Genomic DNA, 22257 nt, shown 5'->3' with positions numbered 1-22257 from the left:
AATCAGCCCTCAGGCGCTCTGGCGCTGAGCCGGACGACTCCGCTGGCCACCGCCATTCTGGCTACGGCCACCGCTGCGACCACCTGGCTTGGCACCGAAGCTTTTGGGCTTTCCGCCGGGACGACCATTACCACCGCCGTTACCATTACGGTTACGGGCGCGGCTGGGATCGGCCTTCGCCTTGGGTTTCAGCGGCAGGTTGTTGGTCGGCTCAAAGCCTTCCACTTCCGTACGCGGCAGCTGCTTCTTGATCAGCCTTTCGATACCGGCAAGCATCTTGCCTTCATCGGCACTGACCAGCGACAGGGCGTGACCACTTTCACCGGCACGGCCAGTACGGCCGATACGGTGCACGTAATCTTCCGGCACGTTGGGCAGTTCAAAGTTCACCACCTGGGGCAGCTGCTTGATGTCCAGACCACGAGCAGCGATATCCGTTGCCACCAGCACGCGAATCTCACCAGCCTTGAAGTCCGCCAGCGCGCGGGTACGGGCACCCTGGGACTTGTTGCCATGGATGGCGGCGGCAGTGATGCCGTCCTTCTCCAGTTTCTGGGTCAGGCGGTTGGCACCGTGCTTGGTCCGGGTAAACACCAGCACCTGGTCCCAGCTGTTGTCACGCACCAGCTTGCTTAGCAGGGCGGTTTTCTGGCTCTGATCCACCGGGTAGACAGACTGCTTGATGTTTTCGGCAGAGGTATTTCGGGCCGCGACTTCAACCTGAACCGGGTTATCCAGCAGACCTTCTGCCAGGGTACGAATCTCGTTCGAGAAGGTGGCGGAGAACAGCAGGTTCTGGCGCTTGGCCGGCAACAGCGAAAGGATCTTGCGGATGTCGCGGATAAAGCCCATGTCCAGCATGCGGTCGGCTTCGTCCAGAACCAGGATTTCCACCTCGTTGAAGCGCACAGCGTTCTGCTGATACAGGTCCATCAGACGGCCCGGTGTTGCTACCAGCACGTCCAGGCCTTTTCGCAGCTTCATCATCTGCGGATTGATTTTCACACCGCCGAAGACCACCGCGGCCTTGGTGGGAATGTATTTGCTGTAAAGATTCACGCTGTCATGAACCTGCGCCGCCAGTTCACGGGTGGGCGTCAGGATCAAGGCGCGGGGGCCTTTGCCGGTGCGCGGGTTTTCACCCAGACGCTGCAGCAAGGGCAAGGTAAAACCGGCGGTTTTGCCGGTACCGGTCTGGGCAGCAGCCATAACGTCCCGGCCAGAAAGCACGGCGGGAATGGCCTGGGCCTGAATGGGAGACGGGGTTTCATAACCCTGGTCAGACGTGGCACGAACCAGCTGCTCGGACAAACCGAGTGAAGAAAAACTCATATTGGATCAACTCTTGATTATTCTGCCTCCACGACCACCGTTCTCGGTGAATGCGGGCAGATGCCATGAACATTCATGGAATAAAAGACGACTACGGTCACGCGCCGTTATCGGGGTGACGTCCTCTGACAGGTCGTATGGAAAGGTCGCACGGGCCTAAAGCCTTAAACTGCGGAATCCCTAGAGGCAGGATGCAGGCACAGTAACAGAGGCCCGGGCAATTAGCCATAGGTGATTATAATAAGCATCCGAAGGAACCTGGCGGACATCCTCAAGTCAGAGTGTTTTGATCAGCGCAACCCAACACGGATTTATAAGGAAGTTTCAGGAATGAGCGTCAGTATCGGCCCATTGAGCCTGTCCATCGGTCACCTACTACTGGTTATGGCCTTCGGCCTGGCTCTGCTGGTTGGAGGGGTGCTGGGCCGCAAATACCGCGTGCCCGTAGCCGGATCGGTGGCCGATATCTTTGTGGTAGCGATGCTGAGCGCCCGGATCGGCTTCGTGATCAGCTACTTCGAGCATTATCGGAACGACCTGCTGGGCATCATTGATATCCGGGACGGCGGTTTTGATGTGCTCTGGGGTGTCATCGGCGCCATCGTCTTCACCGGTTTCCTGCTGTGGCGCAGGAAGGCTCAACGCAAGCCACTGGCCACGGCCGCGTTAACGGGCGCCCTGTTCTGGGCGGCTACAGCGGGCACCATCACATTGATAGAACAACAGGCCCGCGGCATGCCCGAAATAACCCTACGTTCGCTCAATGGCGAATTGGTCAGCATGAACCAGTTGGCTCAGGGCAAACCCCTGGTGGTAAATCTCTGGGCAACCTGGTGCCCACCCTGCATCCGGGAAATGCCGGTGCTGGAGGAGGCCCAACATATCTACAAGGACGTTGCTTTTGTGTTTGCGAACCAGCGGGAACAGCCGGAAACCATCCACTCCTTTCTTGAGGAAAACCGTCTGAACCTGAACAATCTCTACCGGGACGATCAGGCTCAGCTGGCCCGGGCCGTGGGGAGCAATGGCTTGCCAACCACGCTGTTTTACAATGCCCAAAGCCAATTAATCGATTCCCACATGGGCGAACTGTCACGGGCAACCCTGGCCAGGGGCCTGGAAAAGATCCGTACACCCACGGAATGAACCGGAGCCGATTTCCCGATAGTGGCCTGAGTTTTATCTATTGAGTGGCCGCTTTGGCAAAATTCCCCAGTGCGCCGCTCACTTTTCCGAGCACCTCATCGCAGCCTTCAATGCCATGACGGCTCTTGAGGTATTGCGGATCGTTGTACCCCAACCATACCTCACCGTTGGCATCTTCCCAGATCAGGGCTTTCTGGGGCAGGTCGATTGCAACACTCTGGGCGCACTGCATCAGTGGCGTACCGACTTTGGGATTGCCGAAAATAACCACTTCGGTCGGACGCAACGCCAGACCGCCTTTTTCGGCGCCCTGCTGATGATTAACTCGGGCCATGACCGTCATGCCCTTCTCCTTCAGCACAGACTCGAGTTTGTCCGCCGTCGCTTTGACATCGTGACTGCTTTTCACCGCGATCAGCCCATCTGCGGCATGAGTGAGCGTGGCGAACAACAGGGTTGATGCCACGAGAACCAGTCTGAGAATGCAGCGCATGGGATTCTCCTGAACATTTGCTGAAGTCTTGAGCATAGAACAGCGTAAAGCGTTACGCATAAAAGGTCTTCAGTAGATCGCTGCCGCACCTTCCGGCCTGCTCTTGAAGCGCTTGTGCAGCCAGAGGTACTGATCGGGCTGCTCACGAACGGTGGCTTCAATGAAACGGTTCCAGACTTTGGCGTCCTGTTCCGGATGTTCGCCGAAGGACTCCTGAATCGGAGAGAAAACCACCCGGTAACTGCCATCGGGCATTCGCAGATGACTCACGCAGATGACGGCGGCACCGGACTCCCTGGCAATGAAGCTTGGCGACGTGATGCAGCCGGCACTAACCCCGAAGAAGGGCACAAACACCTCCGACTTGTTGCCGAAATCCTGGTCACAGGCGAACCAGACCTGCCCCCCTTCTTTGAGGAAAGACAACATCGGTCTGATCTGGCGCTTGGTAAAGGGCCGGATACCAAAATGGCGTCGGCGGCCGCGTTCGATCATACGGTCGATCACCGGGTTGTTGTTGGGGCGATACATGTAACCGGGCTTCTCGAGCTTGCAGGCAATCAAGGGCAGTGCGAAATCAAAAATACTGTAATGCCCACCGATCAGCAGCACCCCCTTGCCGCGTCGTTTCGCTTCTTCAAGGTGCTCGGTGCCATACACCAAGGCGCTCTCGCAATAGGGCGTCATGTTCCGCCACCAGGCATGAACGCTTTCAAGAACACCCCGTGCAGAGGCCACGAAGGCGTCCTCAACCAGTTGGCTGCGGGTTGCTTCATCCAGTTCCGGCATGCAAGCCGCCAGATTGGCGTCCGCAACCCTGGCACGGGATCGCATTTTTCTGGAAAGCAGCCTGCCCAGCCAGCGACCGAATCGCTGCTTCAGTCCCATTGGCAAAAATGACAACAGCCAGAGCAAGAAGACCAGAGCCCAGGCCCCCCAGAAAGTGGGATGCCAGAGAGAGCGTTTTCTACTTTTTCTACCGGAGGCCATACAACGGTCGCCTGTGATCTGTAGTAAAGAAGGGGCGTTCAGCCTGACACATTCTCTGCTGGCGGGATACTTGAGATCCTCATTGGTTCTGTTGGCCAAGAAGAGGATCCAATTCCGGAATCCAGGAGTATGGTCTAAAGGAGATACGTGTTAATACGTAGAAGCCATCCTACAAAAACAGGAAACTCCCCGCCATGCCCCGATGGAAGTTCGCCCCAGGCATTCTGATCCTGCCGCTCGTATTCGCCGGCTGCAGTGAAAATAACAGCCAACAGACGACAACACAGCCGACAGCAGAGCTCAGACCACCGTCGGAAACCGGGACACTCAAAGTCGCCACCCGCAACGGCTCCACCACCTATTATCTGGATCGCCACGAAAATCCCGTCGGTCCCGAGCATGCGCTGATCAGCGCCTATGCCGAACAGCGTGGCTGGCAGGTGGAATGGAACATGCTGGAATCCACCAGCGAGGTTCTGGCTGCGCTGGAGTCCGGCGACACCCATCTGGCGGCAGCCGGGCTGACTCACCTGGCCTCCCGGGATGAGCGTTTCGCCCGGGGCCCGGCCCACACCGAGATTACCGAGCAACTGGTCTGCCATCGCGATGCGCGCCCCATGCCCCGGAAACCCGAGGACATCCCGGGCACCGATATTGTGGTGACCGCCGGCTCCAGCTATGTTGAAACCCTGAACAAGCTCAATGAGCAACACCCGGGCATCGGCTTTCAGGAAGATGCAGACCGCACGACAGAAGTAATTCTCTCGGATGTTGCCGAGCAGGACGTCGGCTGTACCGTCGCCGATTCCAACATTGTTCAGGTGATGCGCCGGCACTTCCCGCATCTGGAAGTGGCAATGACGCTCACAGAGGGCCGCAATCTGGGCTGGTACCTGCCCAAGGGTTCAGAAGATCTGGGCTCGGATGCCCACGAGTGGATGAACAGCGTCGATGGCGATGAAGCCATAGGCCTGATGGAAAACCGCTACTATTCCTATATCGGTGATTTCGATTTTGTCGATCTGCGGGCACTGAACCGTCGGATTGAGGATCGGCTACCCGAATTCATTGATCAATTCCGGGAAGCCGAGGCCAAAACCGGGATGCCCGCAGACCTGCTGGCCGCCCTCGCTTACCAGGAGTCCCACTGGGACCCTGCAGCAAAATCCCCCACCGGAGTCCGTGGCATCATGATGCTGACCCGACGAACCGCCGAATCACTGGGTGTGACCAACCGGCTGGACCCGGATGCTGCAATTGATGGCGGAGCACGGTACCTGGCCGACCGGCACCGCCGCCTGCCCGAGACTATTCCGGAGCCGGACCGCACCTTTCTGGCGCTGGCCAGCTACAACATCGGCCGGGGCCATCTTCTGGATGCCCGGGAACTGGCTCGAACCCTGAACAAAAACCCGGACTCTTGGCAGGAAATGACCGAGGTTTTACCCCTCAAGGCTGACAAGCGATACTACCCCAGCACCCGTTACGGATACGCCCGTGGCTACGAGCCCGTGCACTACGTGCAGCGTATCCGCAACTACCGGGACGTTATACGTTCGGCCTTTGAGTGATCAGGTTCCGAACAGGGCCGAGCGCAGGGGCCGCAGGAAACCACCGGATTCTTTCTGACTGGCGTGGGTCCGCTTGCCGTCGAATTCCAGATAGCCATCCTCGATCGGCTCAAAACGCAGGATTTTGACGTCCTCCAGGTAATTCTGGGAGGACTTCCAGGGCCCACGGGTACCCTGACGGGGGAGACGATCTGCGGCGCGGTTGATATAGCCGGCATTGAGGGATCCCAGGACCGTGTCGTCGCCGCGACTGTTTTCGGTATCCCGGGCCACCACGCTTCGATAGCCACGCTTGTCCATCAGGTTCATAAGCCGGCACAGGTACTCGGCGGCAATATCCACCTTCAGGGTCCAGGAGATGTTGGTGTACCCGAAGATCATGCCGGCATTGGGCACGCCCTCCACCATCACATTCTTGTAGATGACCTTGTCTTTCATCACCACTTCTTCACCATCCACGGTCGGCCGGATACCCCCCAGCATCTGGATATCCAGGCCGGTTGCCGGAATGATGATGTCAGCCGCCAGTTCCTCGCCCGATTTCAGGCGGATGCCGGTTTCTGTGAAGCGGTCAATATGATCGGTGGCGATGGAGGCCTTGCCCGCTTTCATGGCCTGGAAAAGATCCCCGTCTTTCACCACACACAGGCGCTGGTCCCAGGGATTGTAATCGGGGGTGAAATGCCGCATGTCGGCGGTGTCGCCAACCTTGCGTTTGATAATGCTCAGGAACAGCCGACGCATGAACTGCGGGCTCTTTCTGGAACGCTGGTATAGAAAACGGGAAATAGAAATATTCCGGGCCCGGGTCAGCCGGTAGGCGGTTTTCTCGGGCAATATTTTCTGCAGGGCCAGGGTCACCTTGTCGGTGGAGGGCAATGGCATCAGATAGGTGGGTGAGCGCTGGAGCATGGTTACGTGCGCGGCCTTCTCCGCCATGGTCGGTACCAGGGTGATCGCGGTTGCGCCGCTGCCAATGACCACCACCTTCTTGCCTGTGTAGTCGAGACCCTCCGGCCAGTGCTGCGGGTGCACAATCTGGCCACGGAAATCACTTTCGCCGGGGAAGTCCGGTTTGTAGCCCTGATCATAATTGTAGTAGCCGGTACAACCGACCATAAAGCTGGCGGTGTAGTGCTCGGTTTCGCCGGTTTCTTCGTTCAGGGCCGTGAGCTTCCAGCATTTGTCGACGCCCGACCAGTCCGCCGTTTTGACCGCCAGGCCAAAGCGAATGTGACGGTCAACGTCGTGTTCCCTCGCAGTCTCCGCCACATAATTCTTGATCGACGCACCATCCGCCAGCACCTTGCCGCCAGTCCAGGGGCGGAAGTTGTAGCCGAAGGTGAACATGTCCGAGTCCGAACGGATACCCGGGTAACGGAACAGGTCCCAGGTGCCACCCAGGGACTGACGGCGCTCAAGGATGGCAAATGATTTCCCGGGGCATTCATGTTTCAGGTGACACGCCATGCCAATGCCGGAAACGCCGGCGCCGATGATCAGTACATCGAAATGCTGGTTACTCATTGCCTGTCCTCTCGGATTCCAGTCCGCTTTTTATAATCAATGGCCTGCAGTCAAGATAGCTCAGGCCGGGCTGCCGGGAAATTGGCCAAAGTGGTCCCGGCCCCCGGTTGTTTCAGTCAGTCGCTAACCGGGGGCGTAGTCAGAGGGAGGATTTGCGGAATCGAAACCCTGCCTACAATGACGTTTCCTCCTGGATTGTGGACGAGACCACCATGACAAAACCGATCCTTATTCTTGGCGGCGCTTCGCTGGACACCATCATTCACCTGCCCGAACTGCCGACACCGCAGCCCCAGACCATCTGGCCCACCGAAAGCTACCGGGCCCTAGGCAGCACTGGCGCTGGCAAAAGCCTGAACCTGGCGGCCCTCGGGCAACCGGTGGTCTTTCACACATTGCTGGGCAGGGATACGGAAGGCCAGCAGATTCAGGCAGCGCTCGGCCACTCCAGGATCCGGCTTCTGACCGAAAAGACTGCCGCCCCGACCGAACAGCATGTCAACCTGATGTCCGCGGACGGCAACCGCATTTCACTGTTCATCCAGCCGCCCCCGGAGCCTGAACACGTCGACTGGAGGCAGGCGCAACAGGTACTGTCAGAGTGCTCACTGGCGGTGGTGAACATCCTCGGTTACACCCGATCTGCCCTGCCGTGGCTGAAGGCTGCGGGCACGCCCATCTGGACCGACCTGCACGACTACGACGGACAAAACATCTATCATGAACCCTTTGTAGAGGCCGCCCGGGTAATCTTCCTGTCCAGCGACAATCTTCCGGACTACCGGACCACCATGGAAAGGTTGGTCGAGCGGGGCAAGGAGTTCGTGGTATGCACTCACGGCTCGGCGGGGGCGACACTGCTGACCAGCGAAAGGCAATGGCTGGAGCAGCCAGCGGTTGCAGTCTCCGGGGTGATCGATACCAACGGCGCCGGCGATGCCTTTTTCAGCGGTTTCCTGCACCGCTACCTGCAGGGTGCAGAACTGACCGACTGCCTCAGGGCCGGAGCCATTGCCGGGGCGCTGTGTGTCACCTCACGGGAACTGGCCTCTCCGGAGCTGAATCCACAGCGGCTGGCCTGAAACCCGAATCAGCTACCCGGGTTAAAATCGGGGTATTTCTTCTGCAGCCGATAGAGCCGGATGATGGTGATGATGTTGGTGACCAGCACCATACCCTCGGCCAGGGTACCACCCACGGAGCCGATCACGATGTTGTTGAGCATCCAGGCCAGGGCCGCAAACCCAAGCACGATTCGCAGGGGAATACCCCGGAGCATGAACATGCCCACGGTGCCGAAAACCGCGGCAGCCAGCGGGAACACGTCAGTGATCGATTTCCAGGTCGCCCAGGCGACCACCAGATTGACCGCCAGCATAGCCAACATGATCTGCCAGTTGCCCTGGTATTTGCGGGCCAGGGTAATGCGCAGGATCACCAGTACCGTCAGTGCCGACGCCGTCCAGCTCTCGAAGAATGCAAACATCAGAGCGAAGGCAACGTTGGCCGAGATCAGCAGCACCATCAGCCGGTCGTCATTCTTGTTGGCGAAGCCGGCAATGCAGAACCCCAGGGCCACCAGGCCACAAAGCTGACCCAGTCCCTCGGCGAGGGTCATATCTGCTATAAACTCAGTCATAGTCCAACGGTGTATCTGTTTGTTGCCATAACGGAAATCCCTTCTCCCCGGAAAAGGCTTCAGCCTGACATAATTACCGGAATTGAGCCACGGAGCACCGTGTGCCACAGTAATTCGCACCTTTGAGCCAGGACTGTCCCCGACCATGAAAACCGTTTTCTCGCCACTGCACAGCCGCCGCCATGTCAAAACCGAACTGGATGGCGGCCTGCTGATCGAGCCCCACGAAAAACCCTCGCGGGCGGAAACCATCCTGGCACGGGTGAAGGATCAGGCCCTTGGAGAGATTCTGGAACCGGAAGAATTTGGTCTGGAACCCGTCAAACGGGTGCACACGGCCGATTATGTGGCTTTCCTGGAGACCTGCTGGCAGGAATGGCTGGCGGCCGGCAAACCGGGGGAAGCCATCCCGGCGGTCTGGGCCGGGCGCGGCATGCGCCATCGGCTGCCCAGGGACATCGACGGCCGGCTGGGCTACTACAGCTTTGCGGCGGAGACCTCGATTTCAGACGGCACCTGGGAAGCCGCCCGGGCTTCCGCCAATGTGGCCCTGACCGCCCAGAAACTGGTGGCCGAAGGCGAGCGCGCCGCCTTTGCCCTGTGCCGTCCGCCCGGACACCATGCCCACGCCGATCTGTTCGGCGGTTACTGTTTCTTCAACAATGCCGCCATCGTGGCCCAGGCCTTTCGTGACCAGGGCTATGGCAAGGTCGCCGTGCTGGATGTGGACTTCCACCACGGCAACGGCACCCAGGCGATTTTCTACAATCGCCGCGACGTGCTGACCATCAGCCTGCACGGCGACCCGGACCTGGTATTCCCCCACTTCCTGGGATTCGAGGATGAGACCGGTGAAGGCGATGGCGAGGGCTACAACCTGAACATCGTGTACCCACCCAACACGCCCTACAGCGTCTGGAGCCAGGGTCTGGAGAAAGCCTGTGAGCGAATTCAGGCGTTTGCCCCCGAGGCCGTGGTGGTTGCGTTAGGGGTGGATACCTTCGAGGACGACCCGATTTCGTTCTTCAAGCTGAAATCCGGTGATTACCTGACCCTGGGCGAGCGCCTTGCCGGGCTGAGACTGCCGACGGTGTTTACCATGGAGGGCGGTTATGACGTCGACGCCATCGGCGTCAATGCGGTCAACGTCATGCAGGGGTTCGACCGGGCTGCAGACTGACTCAGCCCTTGAAGCCCTTGCCGAGGATGTAGACCTCACGGGAGCGTGAGCGGGAGGAATCCGGCTTGCGCACCACAACCTTGTCGAAGACGGCGCGCACGGATTTCAGGTACTCATCGTACCCTTCGCCCTGAAACACCTTGGCCAGGAAGTTGCCTTTGGGCTTTAGTACCTGGCTTGCCATGTCCAGAGCCAGTTCCACCAGGTACATGGACGAGGCCTGGTCGGCAACGGTCACGCCGCTGATGTTCGGCGCCATGTCGGAAATCACCACGTCCACCGGGTCATCGCCCAGGGTGGCCATGATCGACTCGAACACATCGTTTTCGGTGAAATCACCCTGGATAAAATCCACGCCGGCAATGGCATCCATGGGCAGGATGTCGGAGGCAATCACGCGGCCCTTGTGGCCCACCAGTTTGGCCGCCACCTGGGACCAGCCACCGGGGGCGGAACCCAGATCCACCACCACCATGTTGGGGTGGATCAGCCGGTCCTTCTTGTTGATTTCAAGAAGCTTGTAACTGGCACGTGAGCGGTAGCCGTCCACCTGCGCCTGTTTCACGAAGGGGTCGTTTACGTGCTCTTCAAGCCAGCGGTTACTGCTTTTGGATCGGGCCATGGGGTCTCTTCAAAACGGGAAAGCCAAGCGCTAATTGTACGTGCCGCGCCGGGCGGCGGCAAAATCCTGACAACCGGGCCGGCCACACGTACAATCCGGCCAGCAATCTGTGATTTTCAGAACCCACCCAGCCTACCTGACGGGAGACCGCGCTCGTGAATCTGGCCGACATCAAAAAGCTGCACCAGAAAAAGTACCGGCAGTCGTTTGGCCACTACCTCGTTGAGGGCGAGCACCTGATTCTTGAACTGCAGAAAGCCGCCGCCCGCCAACCTGCTCTGGAAGCCTCGCAGCTCTACGTCACCGGTGCCTATGAGCACTGGCAGAGCCCGTTCAGGACTCAGGTCATCAGCGATCGCCAGATGGCACAGCTCGCCGACACCCGGACACCCCAGGGGATTCTGGCGGTGGTGCCCATGCCGGAGCGCCCGGCTGAACCGGTGCCCGGGGAAAAAGCGATTTACCTGCATGAGGTTCAGGACCCCGGCAACCTGGGTACGATTCTGCGCACCCTCGCCTGGTTCGGCGGTTTCCGGTGTCTGTTGAGCCCCGGCAGTGTGGACCCCTTCAATCCGAAGGTGGTGCGAGCCAGCATGGGCGCGCTCTTTCACGTCCCGCTTGAAACCGACGTTGATCTGGCCAGCCTTCCCGACCGATACCAGAGCCTTGCCTGCCTCGACCTCAATGGCGGTTCGATGGCATCCCGGGGCTTCAGGGAACACGACTGTTATCTGTTTGGCAACGAGGCCCGGGGTGTGCCGCGGGAGGCCCTCGATCAATTGAAGGCGGTGCGGTACAGCATTCGCGGCCAGGGACAAATCGAATCCCTGAACCTGGCCTCAGCGGTCAATATGTGCACCTACGAATTAATGCGAGACCTCTAGACTGCAAACCCCATGCTGTGAGCACTTTCCCCAATCGTTCTGGCGGATACCGCCATTGCCTGTCGGCCGCCAATTGAGCACGATCAGGGTCTGATCCCGAGACCGGACTGATGACTATGGAACGCTATCTCCAGCCCACCGCCTTTTTTGACTATGACCATCCCCGGCTGAAAGCCTGGATCGAGTCACAGCTGGAGGGTGTTCCTGATGAGCCGGTGGAACAGATCAAGGCGCTCTATCTCGCTGTTCGTGACAGCATCAGCTACAACCCCTACGTGTTCCGGACCGATGCCAACACGTTCAGCGCCAGTTACGCCCTGGAAAGCGGCGAGACCTACTGCATCCCGAAGGCGGTTCTGCTGGGCGCCGCCGCGCGATCCATTGGCGTACCCAGCCGGCTGGGGCTGGCCGATGTGCGCAACCATCTCTCAAGCCCGAAACTGATCGAATGGCTGCAGTCGGACATTTTCCGTATGCACGGGTACATCGAACTCTTCCTGAACGGACAATGGGTCAAGGCGACGCCGGCGTTCAACCGGCAACTGTGCGAACTGATGAAGGTGGAACCGCTGGAATTCGATGGGGTGCACGATTCCATGTTCCAGGAGTACACCGAGGACGGCCATGCGCATATGGAGTATGTGAACGACCATGGCCTGTTCGACGATGTGCCCCATGAATTCATCGTCTCCGGTGTGCGGGCGGCCTACGGCCATCTCTTTGCCGGCGAGGAGGAACCTGCAATTCCCGAAGGGAGTCTCGTGCAGGACGTATCGAAGTCCTAGAGCCTCCTCTGATCGAGGCAACGCCGCACCTCTACCGTGCCAGCGCCCCCGTCATCGCATCCAACAGGGCATCAGGGCCAGGCACTGACTTCGCCGTCCCCATCTGACCAACGCGGCTGAACTGCCGGAAATCAACGGCGCTCCAATTCTCCGGGTCCATAATACGCTGCACCTGGTCAATATTGTCCCGGGTTGCAGGTTCCAGCTCGTAGCGGAATACGTAGTCCGGTGACATATCACCGAAATCCCGGCCATGGTGATAGTCATGCAGCAGGAGCAAGGCAAGTCCACCGCCCATGAAATGTTGGCCCATACTGGCCAGCAACTCCCCCTGCCGGATTTTTTCCAGGGCCTCGGGTTCCCAGTCTATGCCGCCCACCAACAGGTCTTTGCCCGGAGCCCGACCGGCATTTTGGGCGGCTTCAATGGCGCCAAGTGCCATTCCATCGCTCGCGCTCCAGATGGAGGCGGTATTCGGATAACGTTTCAGCAGGACTTCGGTTTTTTCCCGGGCCAGGTCACGGCTCCAGTTCGCATATACCAGTTGCAGGAGTTCACTGCGCTGCTGGACGGCAGCCGCCAGCAACCCCCGGTTCCTATCCTTGGCAGCAGAGGAATCCAGAGTTCCCGACAGGGCTACCATGGGAATGCTGGGTTCGGAGGCGAGCCCCAACTGTTCGGCCTGTTTGCCCAGCAGCGTCACCAGGACACGGCCGGCGGCAATATTGTCCGGAGAAAGGTGGCCGAGCCAGCCCGGCAAGACGGTTCGGGGCATACCAATGCTGGCCCGGGCGGCGTCTGGTACATCAGTATTGAAGGTAAACGCCTTTACGCCTGCCCCATCCGTGAGCCTGAGCATGGATTCGGTGACATGCTCCTTGCACATGAACAACAGGTAGTCGGGCTTCTCTTCGCGGCTCAGGACGTCCTTCGCCATGCGAAGATAGCTGAATCGATGACTCTCCCGATCGTATTGAACCTCCAGGTCAACCTCAAGATCCTCCGCCACCGCCTCCATGAATCCGGCCACCATTTGCCAGAACCGGGAGTCATCCGGCGACAGGAAAACAACACTGGGCCTGGGGCCGGCATGAGCAAAAGAGCCTGTCAGCAGGAGCAGGAAACCGATCAGCAAGCGGGCTGGATAGGACCTCATGAAACGAATCACCCTCTGGACGATCTGGCGGTGTTGGTTTTAAGGGGCCTAAACTACCGAGCTGTCGTGTAACAGACAAGCGCGGATCGGTAACCAATGTCTCAGTTCGGAGCGAATGCTCGGCAAATAAAAAAGCACCGGATCGCTCCGGTGCTTCTCTCTCATCAGGCGACTGTTTTCTGGTTTACGCCGCTTCTTCTTCGCTTTCATCCACGGAGTTGCGAATCAGGAAGTCAAAGGCACTCAACGCTGCCTTGGAACCTTCACCCATGGAGATCACGATCTGCTTGTAAGGCACGGTCGTCGCATCACCCGCGGCAAACACACCCGGGATGGACGTCTCATTGCGATCGTTAACGATAATCTCGCCGTGCTGACTCAGTTCGATGTCACCCTTGAGCCATTCGGTGTTGGGTACGAGGCCAATCTGCACGAACACACCTTCAAGGGAGATGTGATGCTGCTCTCCGGAGGTACGATCGGTGTAGTTCAGGCCATTAACCTTGCCGTTTTCGCCGGTGATCTCCGTGGTCTGTCCGGAGGTGATGATTTCCACGTTCTTCAGGCTGCGCAGTTTCTTCTGCAACACTTCATCAGCGCGCATCTCGGCACCGAATTCGATCAGGGTCACATGACCCACGATGCCGGCGAGGTCGATGGCCGCTTCCACACCTGAGTTACCTCCGCCAATGACGGCAACACGCTTGCCCTTGAACAGAGGACCGTCACAGTGCGGGCAGTAGGCCACACCCTTGTTGCGATACTCTTCCTCTCCCGGCACGCCCATCTGGCGCCAGCGCGCGCCGGTGGACAGCACCAGGCTGCGTGCCTTGAGAGTTGCACCGTTTTCCAACCGTACTTCGTGGGGCATGCCCGGGCGTGAGGCCGGAATCAGCTTCTCGGCACGCTGCATGTTCATGATATCCACGTCGTACTCCTTGACGTGCTGCTCCATGGCCGCAACCAGCTTCGGGCCTTCGGTATAAGGCACGGAGATCAGGTTCTCGATGCCCATGGTGTCCGCCACCTGGCCACCAAAACGCTCCGCCGCGATACCGGTGGAGATTCCCTTCCGGGCCGCGTAGATGGCAGCAGAGGCGCCGGCCGGGCCACCACCAATCACCAGAACCTCGAAGGCGTCTTTCTGGTTGATCTTCTCGGCGTCTTTCTCGCTGGAGCTGGTGTCCAGTTTGGCGACAATCTCTTCCAGGGTCATACGGCCCTGGCCCCAGGGCTCGCCGTTCATGTAAACGCTGGGAACCGCCATCACTTCACGCTGTTCCACTTCATCCTGGAACAGGGCACCGTCAATGGAGGTGTTTTTGACGTTCGGGTTCAACACGCTCATCAGGTTCAGGGCCTGAACCACATCCGGGCAGTTCTGGCAGGAGAGCGAGAAATAGGTTTCGAACTCGAAGCGGCCTTCCAGCGACTGGATCTGCTCGATCACATCCTGGGACGCCTTGGAGGGATGACCGCCCACCTGCAACAGCGCCAGCACCAGCGAGGTGAACTCATGGCCCATGGGAATGCCGGCAAAGCGAACGCCAATATCGGTACCTACACGGTTGATGGCGAAGGAGGGACGACGCACATCATTGGACTCTTCGGTGCGCAGGTTGATCTTGGAAGACATCGGTTCCAGTTCTTCCAGCAGCTCCCGGAGTTCCTGGGACTTCTTGCTGTCGTCATAGGCTGCGACCAGCTCGATCGGCTGCTGCAGCTTGTCCATGTAGGCTTTAAGCTGTTCCTTGATATTGGCATCCAACATGTTCTGACTTCTCCTTTAAATCTCGAAACTAAGTATTTGAAAAAATACGGTGGTCAATTGAAGTTGGTGCAAAGATACGGTCCGGCAATCCAATGCTCAAATTAATTGACCCAAACTGTTTGATAGAACTTTGCTATACCTTACGGCCCGCCGCCAACAGAGCTTGACCAATAGCGCATATCCAGCGGTATGCCTGCCGCAGTATGATGTTGTAACAACGTCGCAACATCATTCTCTGGTACCCAGAATAGGCAACGCATGTTTCTAGACCGTTTCCACTCCGTCCAGGACGGACACGTCGTAATTTCCGCCCTGCAAGCCAGCCAGTTCGCCAAGGAAATCGCCGGGGATTTCAATCCCATCCATGATCCGGATGCCCGCCGTTTCTGTGTTCCCGGCGACCTGCTTTTTGCCATCGTGCTGGCGCGCTTCGGGCTTTCGGAAAACATGACTTTCCGGTTCCGCAGCCTGCTCGGAGAGAATGTACCGCTCAAGTTCGTTGAAACCGCGGACACAATAGAAGTCTGCGACGATGCCGGAAAAGTCTATATCGAGGTGGCTCGCAGCGGCGCCACCACCAACGATGAACAGCTGATCGAGACCATTACCCGTGCCTACGTGGCGGCCTCCGGGAAAAACTTCCCCCATACTCTCAAACCGTTAATGGAGTCGAACGGGGTGATGTTCAATCCCTACCGCCCCATGGTGATGTACGAGAGCATGAGCCTGGCCCTGGATAACCTGGATCTGCCCTCCCCCGGCCTGGAGTTGCACAACGCGACGCTCGAGGCGGCCGGCAAGCGCGGGAACGTTCTTCTGGAATACCGCCTGACCGCCGACAAAAAGCCGGTGGGCGAAGTGACCAAACGGCTCGTATTAAGTGGTCTTCGGCCCTACTGTCCTGAGGCGATGGCGGGGGTGATTGAAGAGTTCTATCGCCTGAAGGCCCGTGGCGCCGACTATTTCAACAAGGACAACAGTGGAGACAACAGCAATGCCAATTCAGCCGGGTGATGCCCTTCCAGATATCGAGCTTCAGGTGATGGGCGAGAAAGGTCCGGAGACAGTTCGTACCAGCGAGCTCTTTGCCGGCAAGAAAGCCGTCCTTTTCGCGGTACCGGGTGCGTTCACCCCCACCTGTTCAGCCGCCCATTTGCCCGGTTTTGTGGTAAATGCCGACAAACTGCGCGCCAAAGGCGTAGACACCATCGTCTGCACATCGGTCAACGATGCCTTCGTAATGGACGCCTGGGGTAAGGCCCACAATGCCGATGAGATCGTGATGCTGGCCGATGGCCTGGCAGAGTTCGCCAAGGCTCTGGACCTGACCCAGGACCGCACCGCCAATGGCATGGGCATTCGCAGCCAGCGCTATGCCATGATCGTCAACGACGGCAAGGTGGAGCTGCTTCACGTAGACCCTCAGGGGCTCGACCTCACCAGCGCCGAAACCATTCTAGAGTCGCTCTGAGCGATAGCTTTTCTCCAGACACAAAAAACCCCGGAAAATCCGGGGTTTTTCGTTCATAAGCTTTCCCGAAGGTTAGCTTAGATCTTGCCAACCAGGTCCAGAGACGGAGCCAGTGTTTCTTCGCCTTCTTTCCATTTGGCCGGGCATACTTCGCCGGGATGGTTGCGAACGTACTGGGCCGCTTTAACCTTGCGCATCAGGTCGTCTGCATCACGGCCAATACCTTCAGCGGTGATTTCCATCGCCTGAATAACACCATCCGGATCGATCAGGAAGGTAGCGCGGTCTGCCAGGCCCTGGCCTTCACGCATAACACCGAAGTTGTTGGTGATGGTGCCCGTCTGGTCGCCTACCATGTAGTACTGGATCTTGCCGATGGTTTCAGAGCTGTCGTGCCATGCCTTATGGGTGAAGTGAGTGTCGGTAGACACGGAGAACACTTCAACGCCGAGCTTCTGCAGCTCTTCGTACTTGTCTGCAACGTCGCCCAACTCGGTCGGGCAAACGAAGGTGAAGTCGGCCGGGTAGAAGAAAAAGACCGCCCACTTGCCTTTCACGTCGGCTTCGCTGATCTCAACGAACTCGCCGTTTTTGAAAGCGGTGGCGTTGAACGGTTTGATTTCGCTGTTAATGATGCCCATTAAAAAACTCCTTGTTGATGGATTCATAAGTTAGTGAATTGATGGCACATAAGGTACGGATATCGAGGATGCGGATAAAATTGATAATTCCCAAACCAGAGATAGGTTTTACCTATCTCTGGTTTCCGGCCAGGAATCTCCTTCCGCCACTCCGTTTATGGGGCCTTAACCCGCCAGTTCAATCTTTCCGAAGTCCAGAATATTCTCTTTCGGTGACGCTTTAATGGCAGCGACTTCTGCCCGTTTCTTCGCCAGGATGTAGACGAAACAGCCGAAATACAGGGCAATCACCAGGGCGCCAACCCACTGAATCCGCAAAAAATCCAGCTGGAACAGCATGGTCAGGCCAACCATGGCCAGGAAATTGAACACCACATAGTTCGCCCTTCCCAGGCGCTGAGCGGTGAGATTCAGGTTGTCGGTGTACAGCCGGATAAGTGAATCCAGCGAGTTCACCACCATCAACACACCCACTGAGATCATGGCAAGGTTGGTGAACGCCGCAATCTGCATGCCTTCCGCGTGGTAGTGGTAAAGCACGGTAAACCACACACCGATGGCGATGGACGGTACCACCAGCATGGCGATCAACAGCTGCCAGGTGCGGATACCACTCACGAAGCGGGCCGTAAACTGGCCGATCATGATGCTCCAGGCAAACCACCAGAACAGGTAGAACTCATGGTAGTCATTGATGGGCAGGGCAAACTGATGAATGTTGGCGAAGTACTCACCGATCAGTCCGGCTGTGCCAAAGAAATCCGCCGGCGAGCCGGCACCCATTACAAACGCCCGGAACCACATGCCCACAATCAGGGCAATGAACAACAGGCTCGAACCCAGGCTGAGAATGCGCACATACTTGATCTTGGAGCTGGAGTAGACCGCCAGCGCAATCGCAGCAAACACGATGAAGTAGAACGCCGGCACCACGGACTCGCCATCACCCAACATGGGCAGATACCAGGGCAGATTCACCAGCAACAGATAGGCGGTGAAAGCGCAGGTGCCGATGATCACCACGTTATTCACAATCTTCACCAGTGGGATTTCAAAGAACTGCACCCGCGGCTCGATGATCGCGAAGTAAAAACAGGTCAGGAAATAGAAGCCCCAGATCAGGAACGCCCAGAACCCGAATTCGATAGCCAGCGGATTGGCAAAGCCGTACTCCGGGCTGGCAGAGAGATCGCCATAGCCACCGAACTCGGTCAGCGGGAACATGATCAGCCCCACATCCAGACCGGAGGTGAACAGGATGGCAATAAAGGTGAAAGTTCTGACCGGCGTTACGCCGATGCACTGGATGTCCCACCATTTGTACAGAATCAGCACAATGGCGGCGAAGGTGAAGATCAGACCTGCGGATAACCAGAGTGTCATGCGCTGCACCTCCAGTTATTTGTCATCATTATAGTGAACAGCATGGGTGTTCCTCCTCTACTTGGAGGAGCCTCTGATCAACTCCGAATCGCCTCTGCGTGCTCTGAGAGCTTCAGATGCAAGACGCAGTTCGCAGCCAATGGCCGTAGCCCTTGGCAAGAGCTGCAACGCTGCAGGTGAAGCTCTCAGAGCACGCCCTACGGGGCCTTCAGAGCGATTTACACTCCGCGTTGCGACTTTTTGAAAGGCAGCCAGCCTTACTGCAAAGTCGCGCCTTGATTGTAAAACGCTCTGAAGGCCAGAGGTGACTCGGAGTTAATCAGAGGCTCCTTATGCACTGTTTCTTTCGAATCGGACACAAACCCAGGACTTGCCTATCGGGCGCCCGAAAACGGCAGAACACCGTCGCGCTGATAGGGAAATCCTGAGGGCTTGCAAAACCCCGGGCGCATTGCACGCCCGGGTGGGATGACGACGCGCTATGCGAGCGCGCGCTTTGCCTGTCCCGGTCGCTGACGAGCCTGCCACTGGTCGTCCATCACCACAGGCGCATCAGAGGGTTGCAGGGGCTCCCTGCCCCGAATCAGGTCGGCTGCCCGCTCGGCCACCATGATGGTGGGCGAATTCAGGTTGCCGTTGGGTATGGTCGGGAAGATGGACGAGTCCACCACCCTGAGATTTCGGATGCCGCGGACCCTTGTGTCCGGGTCCACCACGGCCAACTCGTCGGTGCCCATCTTGCAGGAGCAGGACGGGTGGTAGGCGCTCTCCACCGCCTGGCGGACAAACGCATCAATTTCCTCGTCGGTCTGGACCTCGGCCCCGGGCTGGATTTCCGCTCCGCGGTACTCGTCCATGGCCGGCTGACTGATGATTTCCCGTGTCAGACGCACACAGTCCCGGAAGCCTTCCCGATCTGCCTCATGCTGCAGGTAGTTGAAGCGGATAGTCGGCGCCTGTTTCGGGTCGGCCGATTGCACATGCACAAAGCCCCGACTTTTCGGCTTGTTGTGACCAATGTGCAGCTGGAATCCGTCTCCGTTGAAGGCTTCTTTACCGTCGTAGCGCATGGCTGCCGGCAAAAAGTGATATTGCAGGTCGGGCCACTCGACGCCGGCCTTGGACCGGATAAAGCCACAGGACTCGAAGTGATTGGTGGCGCCCAGACCGTCCTTGCGGAGAATCCAGCGAACACCGATCTTCAGCTTGTTCCACCAGTCCAGCTTGCCGTTGAGCGAAACCGGCTGCTTGCAGCGGTACTGGAAGTAAAACTCCAGGTGGTCCTGCAGGTTTTCCCCCACGCCGGGTAGCTCGTGCTTTACCTCGATACCAGCCTTTTCCAGTAACTCACGCTTGCCAATTCCGGACAGCTGAAGCAGGTGGGGTGAACCGATAGAGCCCGCTGACAGGATGACTTCCTCGGCGGCTTTCGCCTCGTGCACCTTGCCGCCCTGCTCGTAACGGACACCGGTGGCGGTTTTGCCATCGAGCAACACCTTGTGCACCAGGGCATGGGTGACCACGGTCAGGTTATCCCGCTCCATGGCCGGGCGCAGATAGGCGTTGGCGGTGGACCAGCGACGACCGTTCTTTACGGTCATGTGCATGGCGCCGAAGCCTTCCTGCTGGGTACCGTTGTAATCGTCGGTTTCAAGATAACCGGCATCGGAACCCGCCCTGATAAAGGCCTTGTAGAGCGGATTCTGCATGTTGTTGCCGTTATTCACGCCGAGCGGGCCTTTATCCCCCCGGTAATCGTCGGCGCCAAAGGCCCAGGTTTCGGCCTTTTTGAAATAAGGCAGGACATTCCGGTAATGCCAGCCGGTGGCGCCCTCGGAATCCCATTCGTCGAAATCCCGGGCGTGGCCACGGACATACACCATCCCATTGATGGAGGAAGAACCGCCCAGAACCTTGCCCCGGGGACAGTGCATGCGGCGGTTGTCCAGATACGGCTCCGGCTCGGTCTCGAACTGCCAGGCGTATTTCTTGGTGTTCATGGGAATGGACAGGGCGGTGGGCATCTGGATGAAGATGCTCTTGTCGCTGCCGCCGGTTTCCAGCAGCAGCACCCGGTGGCGCGCGTCCTCGGTCAGGCGGTTGGCCAGCACGCAACCGGCGGAACCCGCACCCACAATGATGTAGTCGTATCGATTTTCTGTCATACGCGTTCTCCTCTGTGGCTTGCGGGATTAAAACGGGGCGTCCAGATCCTGCATACCGATGTAGACAGACTTGATCTGGGTGTAGTGAGCGATGGTCTCGCGCCCGTTTTCCCGGCCGATGCCGGAGAGTTTGTAGCCGCCCACCGGCATTTCCGCCGGGGAAGCACCGTAGCTGTTGATCCAGCAGATACCAGCCTGGATCTGGTGAATCACCCGGTGCGCCCGACGGATATCGTTGGTGAACACCCCGGCCGCCAGCCCGGTGTCGGTGTTGTTGGCCCGGGCAATCACCTCGTCCTCGTCGGAGAAGGTCAGCACCGACATCACCGGCCCGAAGATCTCTTCTTTCACAATGGTCATATCATCGGTGCAGTCGGTGAAGATGGTCGGCTCCACAAAAAAGCCGCCTTTGGAGTCTTCAGGCTCGAACGCGCGACCGCCGTGACTGAGGGTGGCGCCTTCAGACAGGCCTTTGGCGATGTAATCGAGCACGAGATCCTGATGCTTTTTGGAAATCAGGGCACCGTAGTTGGTGTTCGGGTCCATCGGGTCGCCGGGTTTGATGTTCTTGCGGGTACGCTCCAGCAGGCGTTCCATAAAGCGCGGGTACAAGTCTTCGTGAACAAACACCCGGGTGCCGTTGGTGCAGATCTCGCCCTGAGTGTAAAAGTTGCCCACCATGGCGGCGGAGATGGCGTTCTCGAGATCCGCATCGTCAAAGATGATCAGCGGTGACTTCCCGCCCAGCTCCATGGTGACGTCCTTCAGGGTGGAGGATGCCGCTGCCATCACCTTCTTGCCGGTGGCAACTTCGCCAGTGAAAGATACCTTGGCAATCTCGGGATGATGGGTCAGCCACTGGCCCACTTCGGCGGCGCCCTGCACCACGTTGAACACGCCCGCCGGTACGCCCGCTTCGGTAAAGATTTCCGCCAGCTTCACCGCACCCATGGGGGTTTCCTCGGAGGGTTTGAAGATCATGGCGTTGCCGCAGGCCAGGGCCGGCGCGGATTTCCAGCAGGCGATCTGGATCGGGTAGTTCCAGGCGCCAATACCGGCGCAGATGCCCAGGGGCTCACGGCGGGTGTAGTAAAAATCACCACCCAGGTCCTGCTGGTTGCCTTCAATGGACGGGGCCAGACCACCAAAGAACTCGATCGCATCTGCACCCGTTACCACATCCACGGCTTCCGCTTCCTGCCAGGGCTTGCCGGTATCCCGCACTTCTGCGGCGGCCAGCTCATCATTGCGCTCTCTCAACAGTGCAACCGCCCGCAGCAGAATGCGGCTGCGCTCAATGGCAGTCATCGCGGACCATTCGGCAAAGCCTGCCCGGGCACTTTCAATGGCGGCCTGCTGCACGGATTCATCCGCCACTTCCACTTCGTAGATAACCTGACCGGTGGCCGGATTCACCACAGGGAAGGTTTCGCCGGTGCTGTTGGCCAGGAAACGGCCATGGACGAAATTCTGAACAACAGGAAGAGATGCAGACATAGTC

General features: G+C 58.4%; 20 protein-coding genes. 8 read left to right on the top strand and 12 right to left on the bottom strand.

Annotation, left to right across the window (positions count from 1 at the left end):
• Positions 1-9: 9 nt before the first annotated feature.
• Positions 10-1332 carry a DEAD/DEAH box helicase gene (locus tag A8B84_RS12805; RefSeq protein ID WP_064229536.1) on the bottom strand — a complete coding sequence of 441 codons (1323 nt, stop codon included), beginning with the start codon at positions 1330-1332 and terminating at the stop codon, positions 10-12.
• Positions 1333-1662: 330 nt separating this feature from the next.
• On the opposite strand from A8B84_RS12805, the gene A8B84_RS12800 reads away from it, so the two are divergent.
• Complete coding sequence (locus A8B84_RS12800; RefSeq protein ID WP_064229535.1) at positions 1663-2478, top strand: TlpA disulfide reductase family protein; 816 nt, start codon at positions 1663-1665, stop codon at positions 2476-2478.
• Between the two features lie 37 nt (positions 2479-2515).
• Here the strand turns inward: A8B84_RS12800 and A8B84_RS12795 are convergent, their stop codons facing one another.
• Together A8B84_RS12795 and A8B84_RS12790 are read right to left on the bottom strand one after the other, a co-directional pair.
• Complete coding sequence (locus A8B84_RS12795; RefSeq protein ID WP_064229534.1) at positions 2516-2971, bottom strand: DUF302 domain-containing protein; 456 nt, start codon at positions 2969-2971, stop codon at positions 2516-2518.
• Positions 2972-3040: 69 nt separating this feature from the next.
• Positions 3041-3961, bottom strand: coding sequence for a lysophospholipid acyltransferase family protein (locus A8B84_RS12790; protein ID WP_064229533.1), 921 nt, complete (start codon positions 3959-3961; stop codon positions 3041-3043).
• A gap of 194 nt (positions 3962-4155) precedes the next feature.
• On the opposite strand from A8B84_RS12790, the gene mltF reads away from it, so the two are divergent.
• Positions 4156-5532 carry a membrane-bound lytic murein transglycosylase MltF gene (gene mltF / locus A8B84_RS12785; protein WP_064229532.1) on the top strand — a complete coding sequence of 459 codons (1377 nt, stop codon included), beginning with the start codon at positions 4156-4158 and terminating at the stop codon, positions 5530-5532.
• Here the strand turns inward: mltF and A8B84_RS12780 are convergent, their stop codons facing one another.
• Positions 5533-7059, bottom strand: a complete 1527-nt coding sequence (locus A8B84_RS12780) for a flavin-containing monooxygenase (protein ID WP_064229531.1) — start codon at positions 7057-7059, stop codon at positions 5533-5535. It abuts the gene before it with no gap.
• A 212-nt stretch (positions 7060-7271) separates the two neighbouring features.
• On the opposite strand from A8B84_RS12780, the gene A8B84_RS12775 reads away from it, so the two are divergent.
• On the top strand, positions 7272-8141 hold the full coding sequence (locus A8B84_RS12775; RefSeq protein WP_064230096.1) for a carbohydrate kinase family protein: 870 nt from the start codon (positions 7272-7274) through the stop codon (positions 8139-8141).
• 8 nt (positions 8142-8149) lie between these two features.
• On the opposite strand, the gene A8B84_RS12770 is transcribed toward A8B84_RS12775, so the two are convergent.
• Positions 8150-8698 (bottom strand): YgjV family protein, encoded by a 549-nt coding sequence (locus A8B84_RS12770; RefSeq protein ID WP_064229530.1) that lies wholly within the window; start codon positions 8696-8698, stop codon positions 8150-8152.
• A 145-nt stretch (positions 8699-8843) separates the two neighbouring features.
• Here A8B84_RS12770 and A8B84_RS12765 point away from each other — a divergent pair, with 145 nt between their 5' ends.
• A complete protein-coding gene (locus A8B84_RS12765; RefSeq protein WP_064229529.1) occupies positions 8844-9878 on the top strand; it encodes a histone deacetylase family protein in 1035 nt (344 codons plus the stop codon).
• 1 nt (position 9879) lies between these two features.
• Here A8B84_RS12765 and rlmE read toward each other — a convergent pair whose 3' ends face one another.
• Positions 9880-10500, bottom strand: coding sequence for a 23S rRNA (uridine(2552)-2'-O)-methyltransferase RlmE (gene rlmE / locus A8B84_RS12760; RefSeq protein WP_064229528.1), 621 nt, complete (start codon positions 10498-10500; stop codon positions 9880-9882).
• 155 nt (positions 10501-10655) lie between these two features.
• Between rlmE and A8B84_RS12755 the strand changes: the two genes are divergently transcribed.
• Entirely contained in the window at positions 10656-11384 is a 729-nt protein-coding gene (locus A8B84_RS12755; protein ID WP_064229527.1) for a TrmH family RNA methyltransferase, read from the top strand.
• A 116-nt stretch (positions 11385-11500) separates the two neighbouring features.
• Complete coding sequence (locus tag A8B84_RS12750) at positions 11501-12169, top strand: transglutaminase-like domain-containing protein (protein ID WP_064229526.1); 669 nt, start codon at positions 11501-11503, stop codon at positions 12167-12169.
• A 31-nt stretch (positions 12170-12200) separates the two neighbouring features.
• On the opposite strand, the gene A8B84_RS12745 is transcribed toward A8B84_RS12750, so the two are convergent.
• On the bottom strand, positions 12201-13325 hold the full coding sequence (locus A8B84_RS12745) for an ABC transporter substrate-binding protein (RefSeq protein WP_064229525.1): 1125 nt from the start codon (positions 13323-13325) through the stop codon (positions 12201-12203).
• A gap of 184 nt (positions 13326-13509) precedes the next feature.
• Positions 13510-15096, bottom strand: coding sequence for an alkyl hydroperoxide reductase subunit F (gene ahpF, locus A8B84_RS12740; RefSeq protein WP_064229524.1), 1587 nt, complete (start codon positions 15094-15096; stop codon positions 13510-13512).
• 258 nt (positions 15097-15354) lie between these two features.
• Between ahpF and A8B84_RS12735 the strand changes: the two genes are divergently transcribed.
• On the top strand, positions 15355-16110 hold the full coding sequence (locus A8B84_RS12735; RefSeq protein WP_064229523.1) for a DUF3581 domain-containing protein: 756 nt from the start codon (positions 15355-15357) through the stop codon (positions 16108-16110).
• On the top strand, positions 16091-16567 hold the full coding sequence (locus A8B84_RS12730) for a peroxiredoxin (protein ID WP_064229522.1): 477 nt from the start codon (positions 16091-16093) through the stop codon (positions 16565-16567). Before A8B84_RS12735 ends, A8B84_RS12730 begins: the two co-directional genes overlap by 20 nt.
• A gap of 77 nt (positions 16568-16644) precedes the next feature.
• Here the strand turns inward: A8B84_RS12730 and ahpC are convergent, their stop codons facing one another.
• The 4 genes from ahpC to betB all read right to left on the bottom strand — a co-directional run bounded on the left by ahpC (position 16645) and on the right by betB (position 22253).
• The gene (gene ahpC / locus A8B84_RS12725) at positions 16645-17208 is read right to left on the bottom strand and encodes an alkyl hydroperoxide reductase subunit C (RefSeq protein WP_082905157.1); all 564 of its coding nucleotides are present in this window, start codon (positions 17206-17208) and stop codon (positions 16645-16647) included.
• Positions 17209-17373: 165 nt separating this feature from the next.
• A complete protein-coding gene (locus A8B84_RS12720; protein ID WP_064229521.1) occupies positions 17374-18591 on the bottom strand; it encodes a hypothetical protein in 1218 nt (405 codons plus the stop codon).
• A gap of 479 nt (positions 18592-19070) precedes the next feature.
• A complete protein-coding gene (gene betA, locus A8B84_RS12715) occupies positions 19071-20756 on the bottom strand; it encodes a choline dehydrogenase (RefSeq protein ID WP_064229520.1) in 1686 nt (561 codons plus the stop codon).
• 27 nt (positions 20757-20783) lie between these two features.
• The gene (gene betB, locus A8B84_RS12710; protein WP_064229519.1) at positions 20784-22253 is read right to left on the bottom strand and encodes a betaine-aldehyde dehydrogenase; all 1470 of its coding nucleotides are present in this window, start codon (positions 22251-22253) and stop codon (positions 20784-20786) included.
• Positions 22254-22257 lie beyond the last annotated feature (4 nt).

This window comes from Marinobacter sp. EhC06, from assembly GCF_001650915.1.
GTDB lineage: Bacteria > Pseudomonadota > Gammaproteobacteria > Pseudomonadales > Oleiphilaceae > Marinobacter.
The sequence above is the reverse complement of the archived record's forward strand: the minus strand, read 5'-3'. Positions and strand labels throughout refer to the sequence as shown.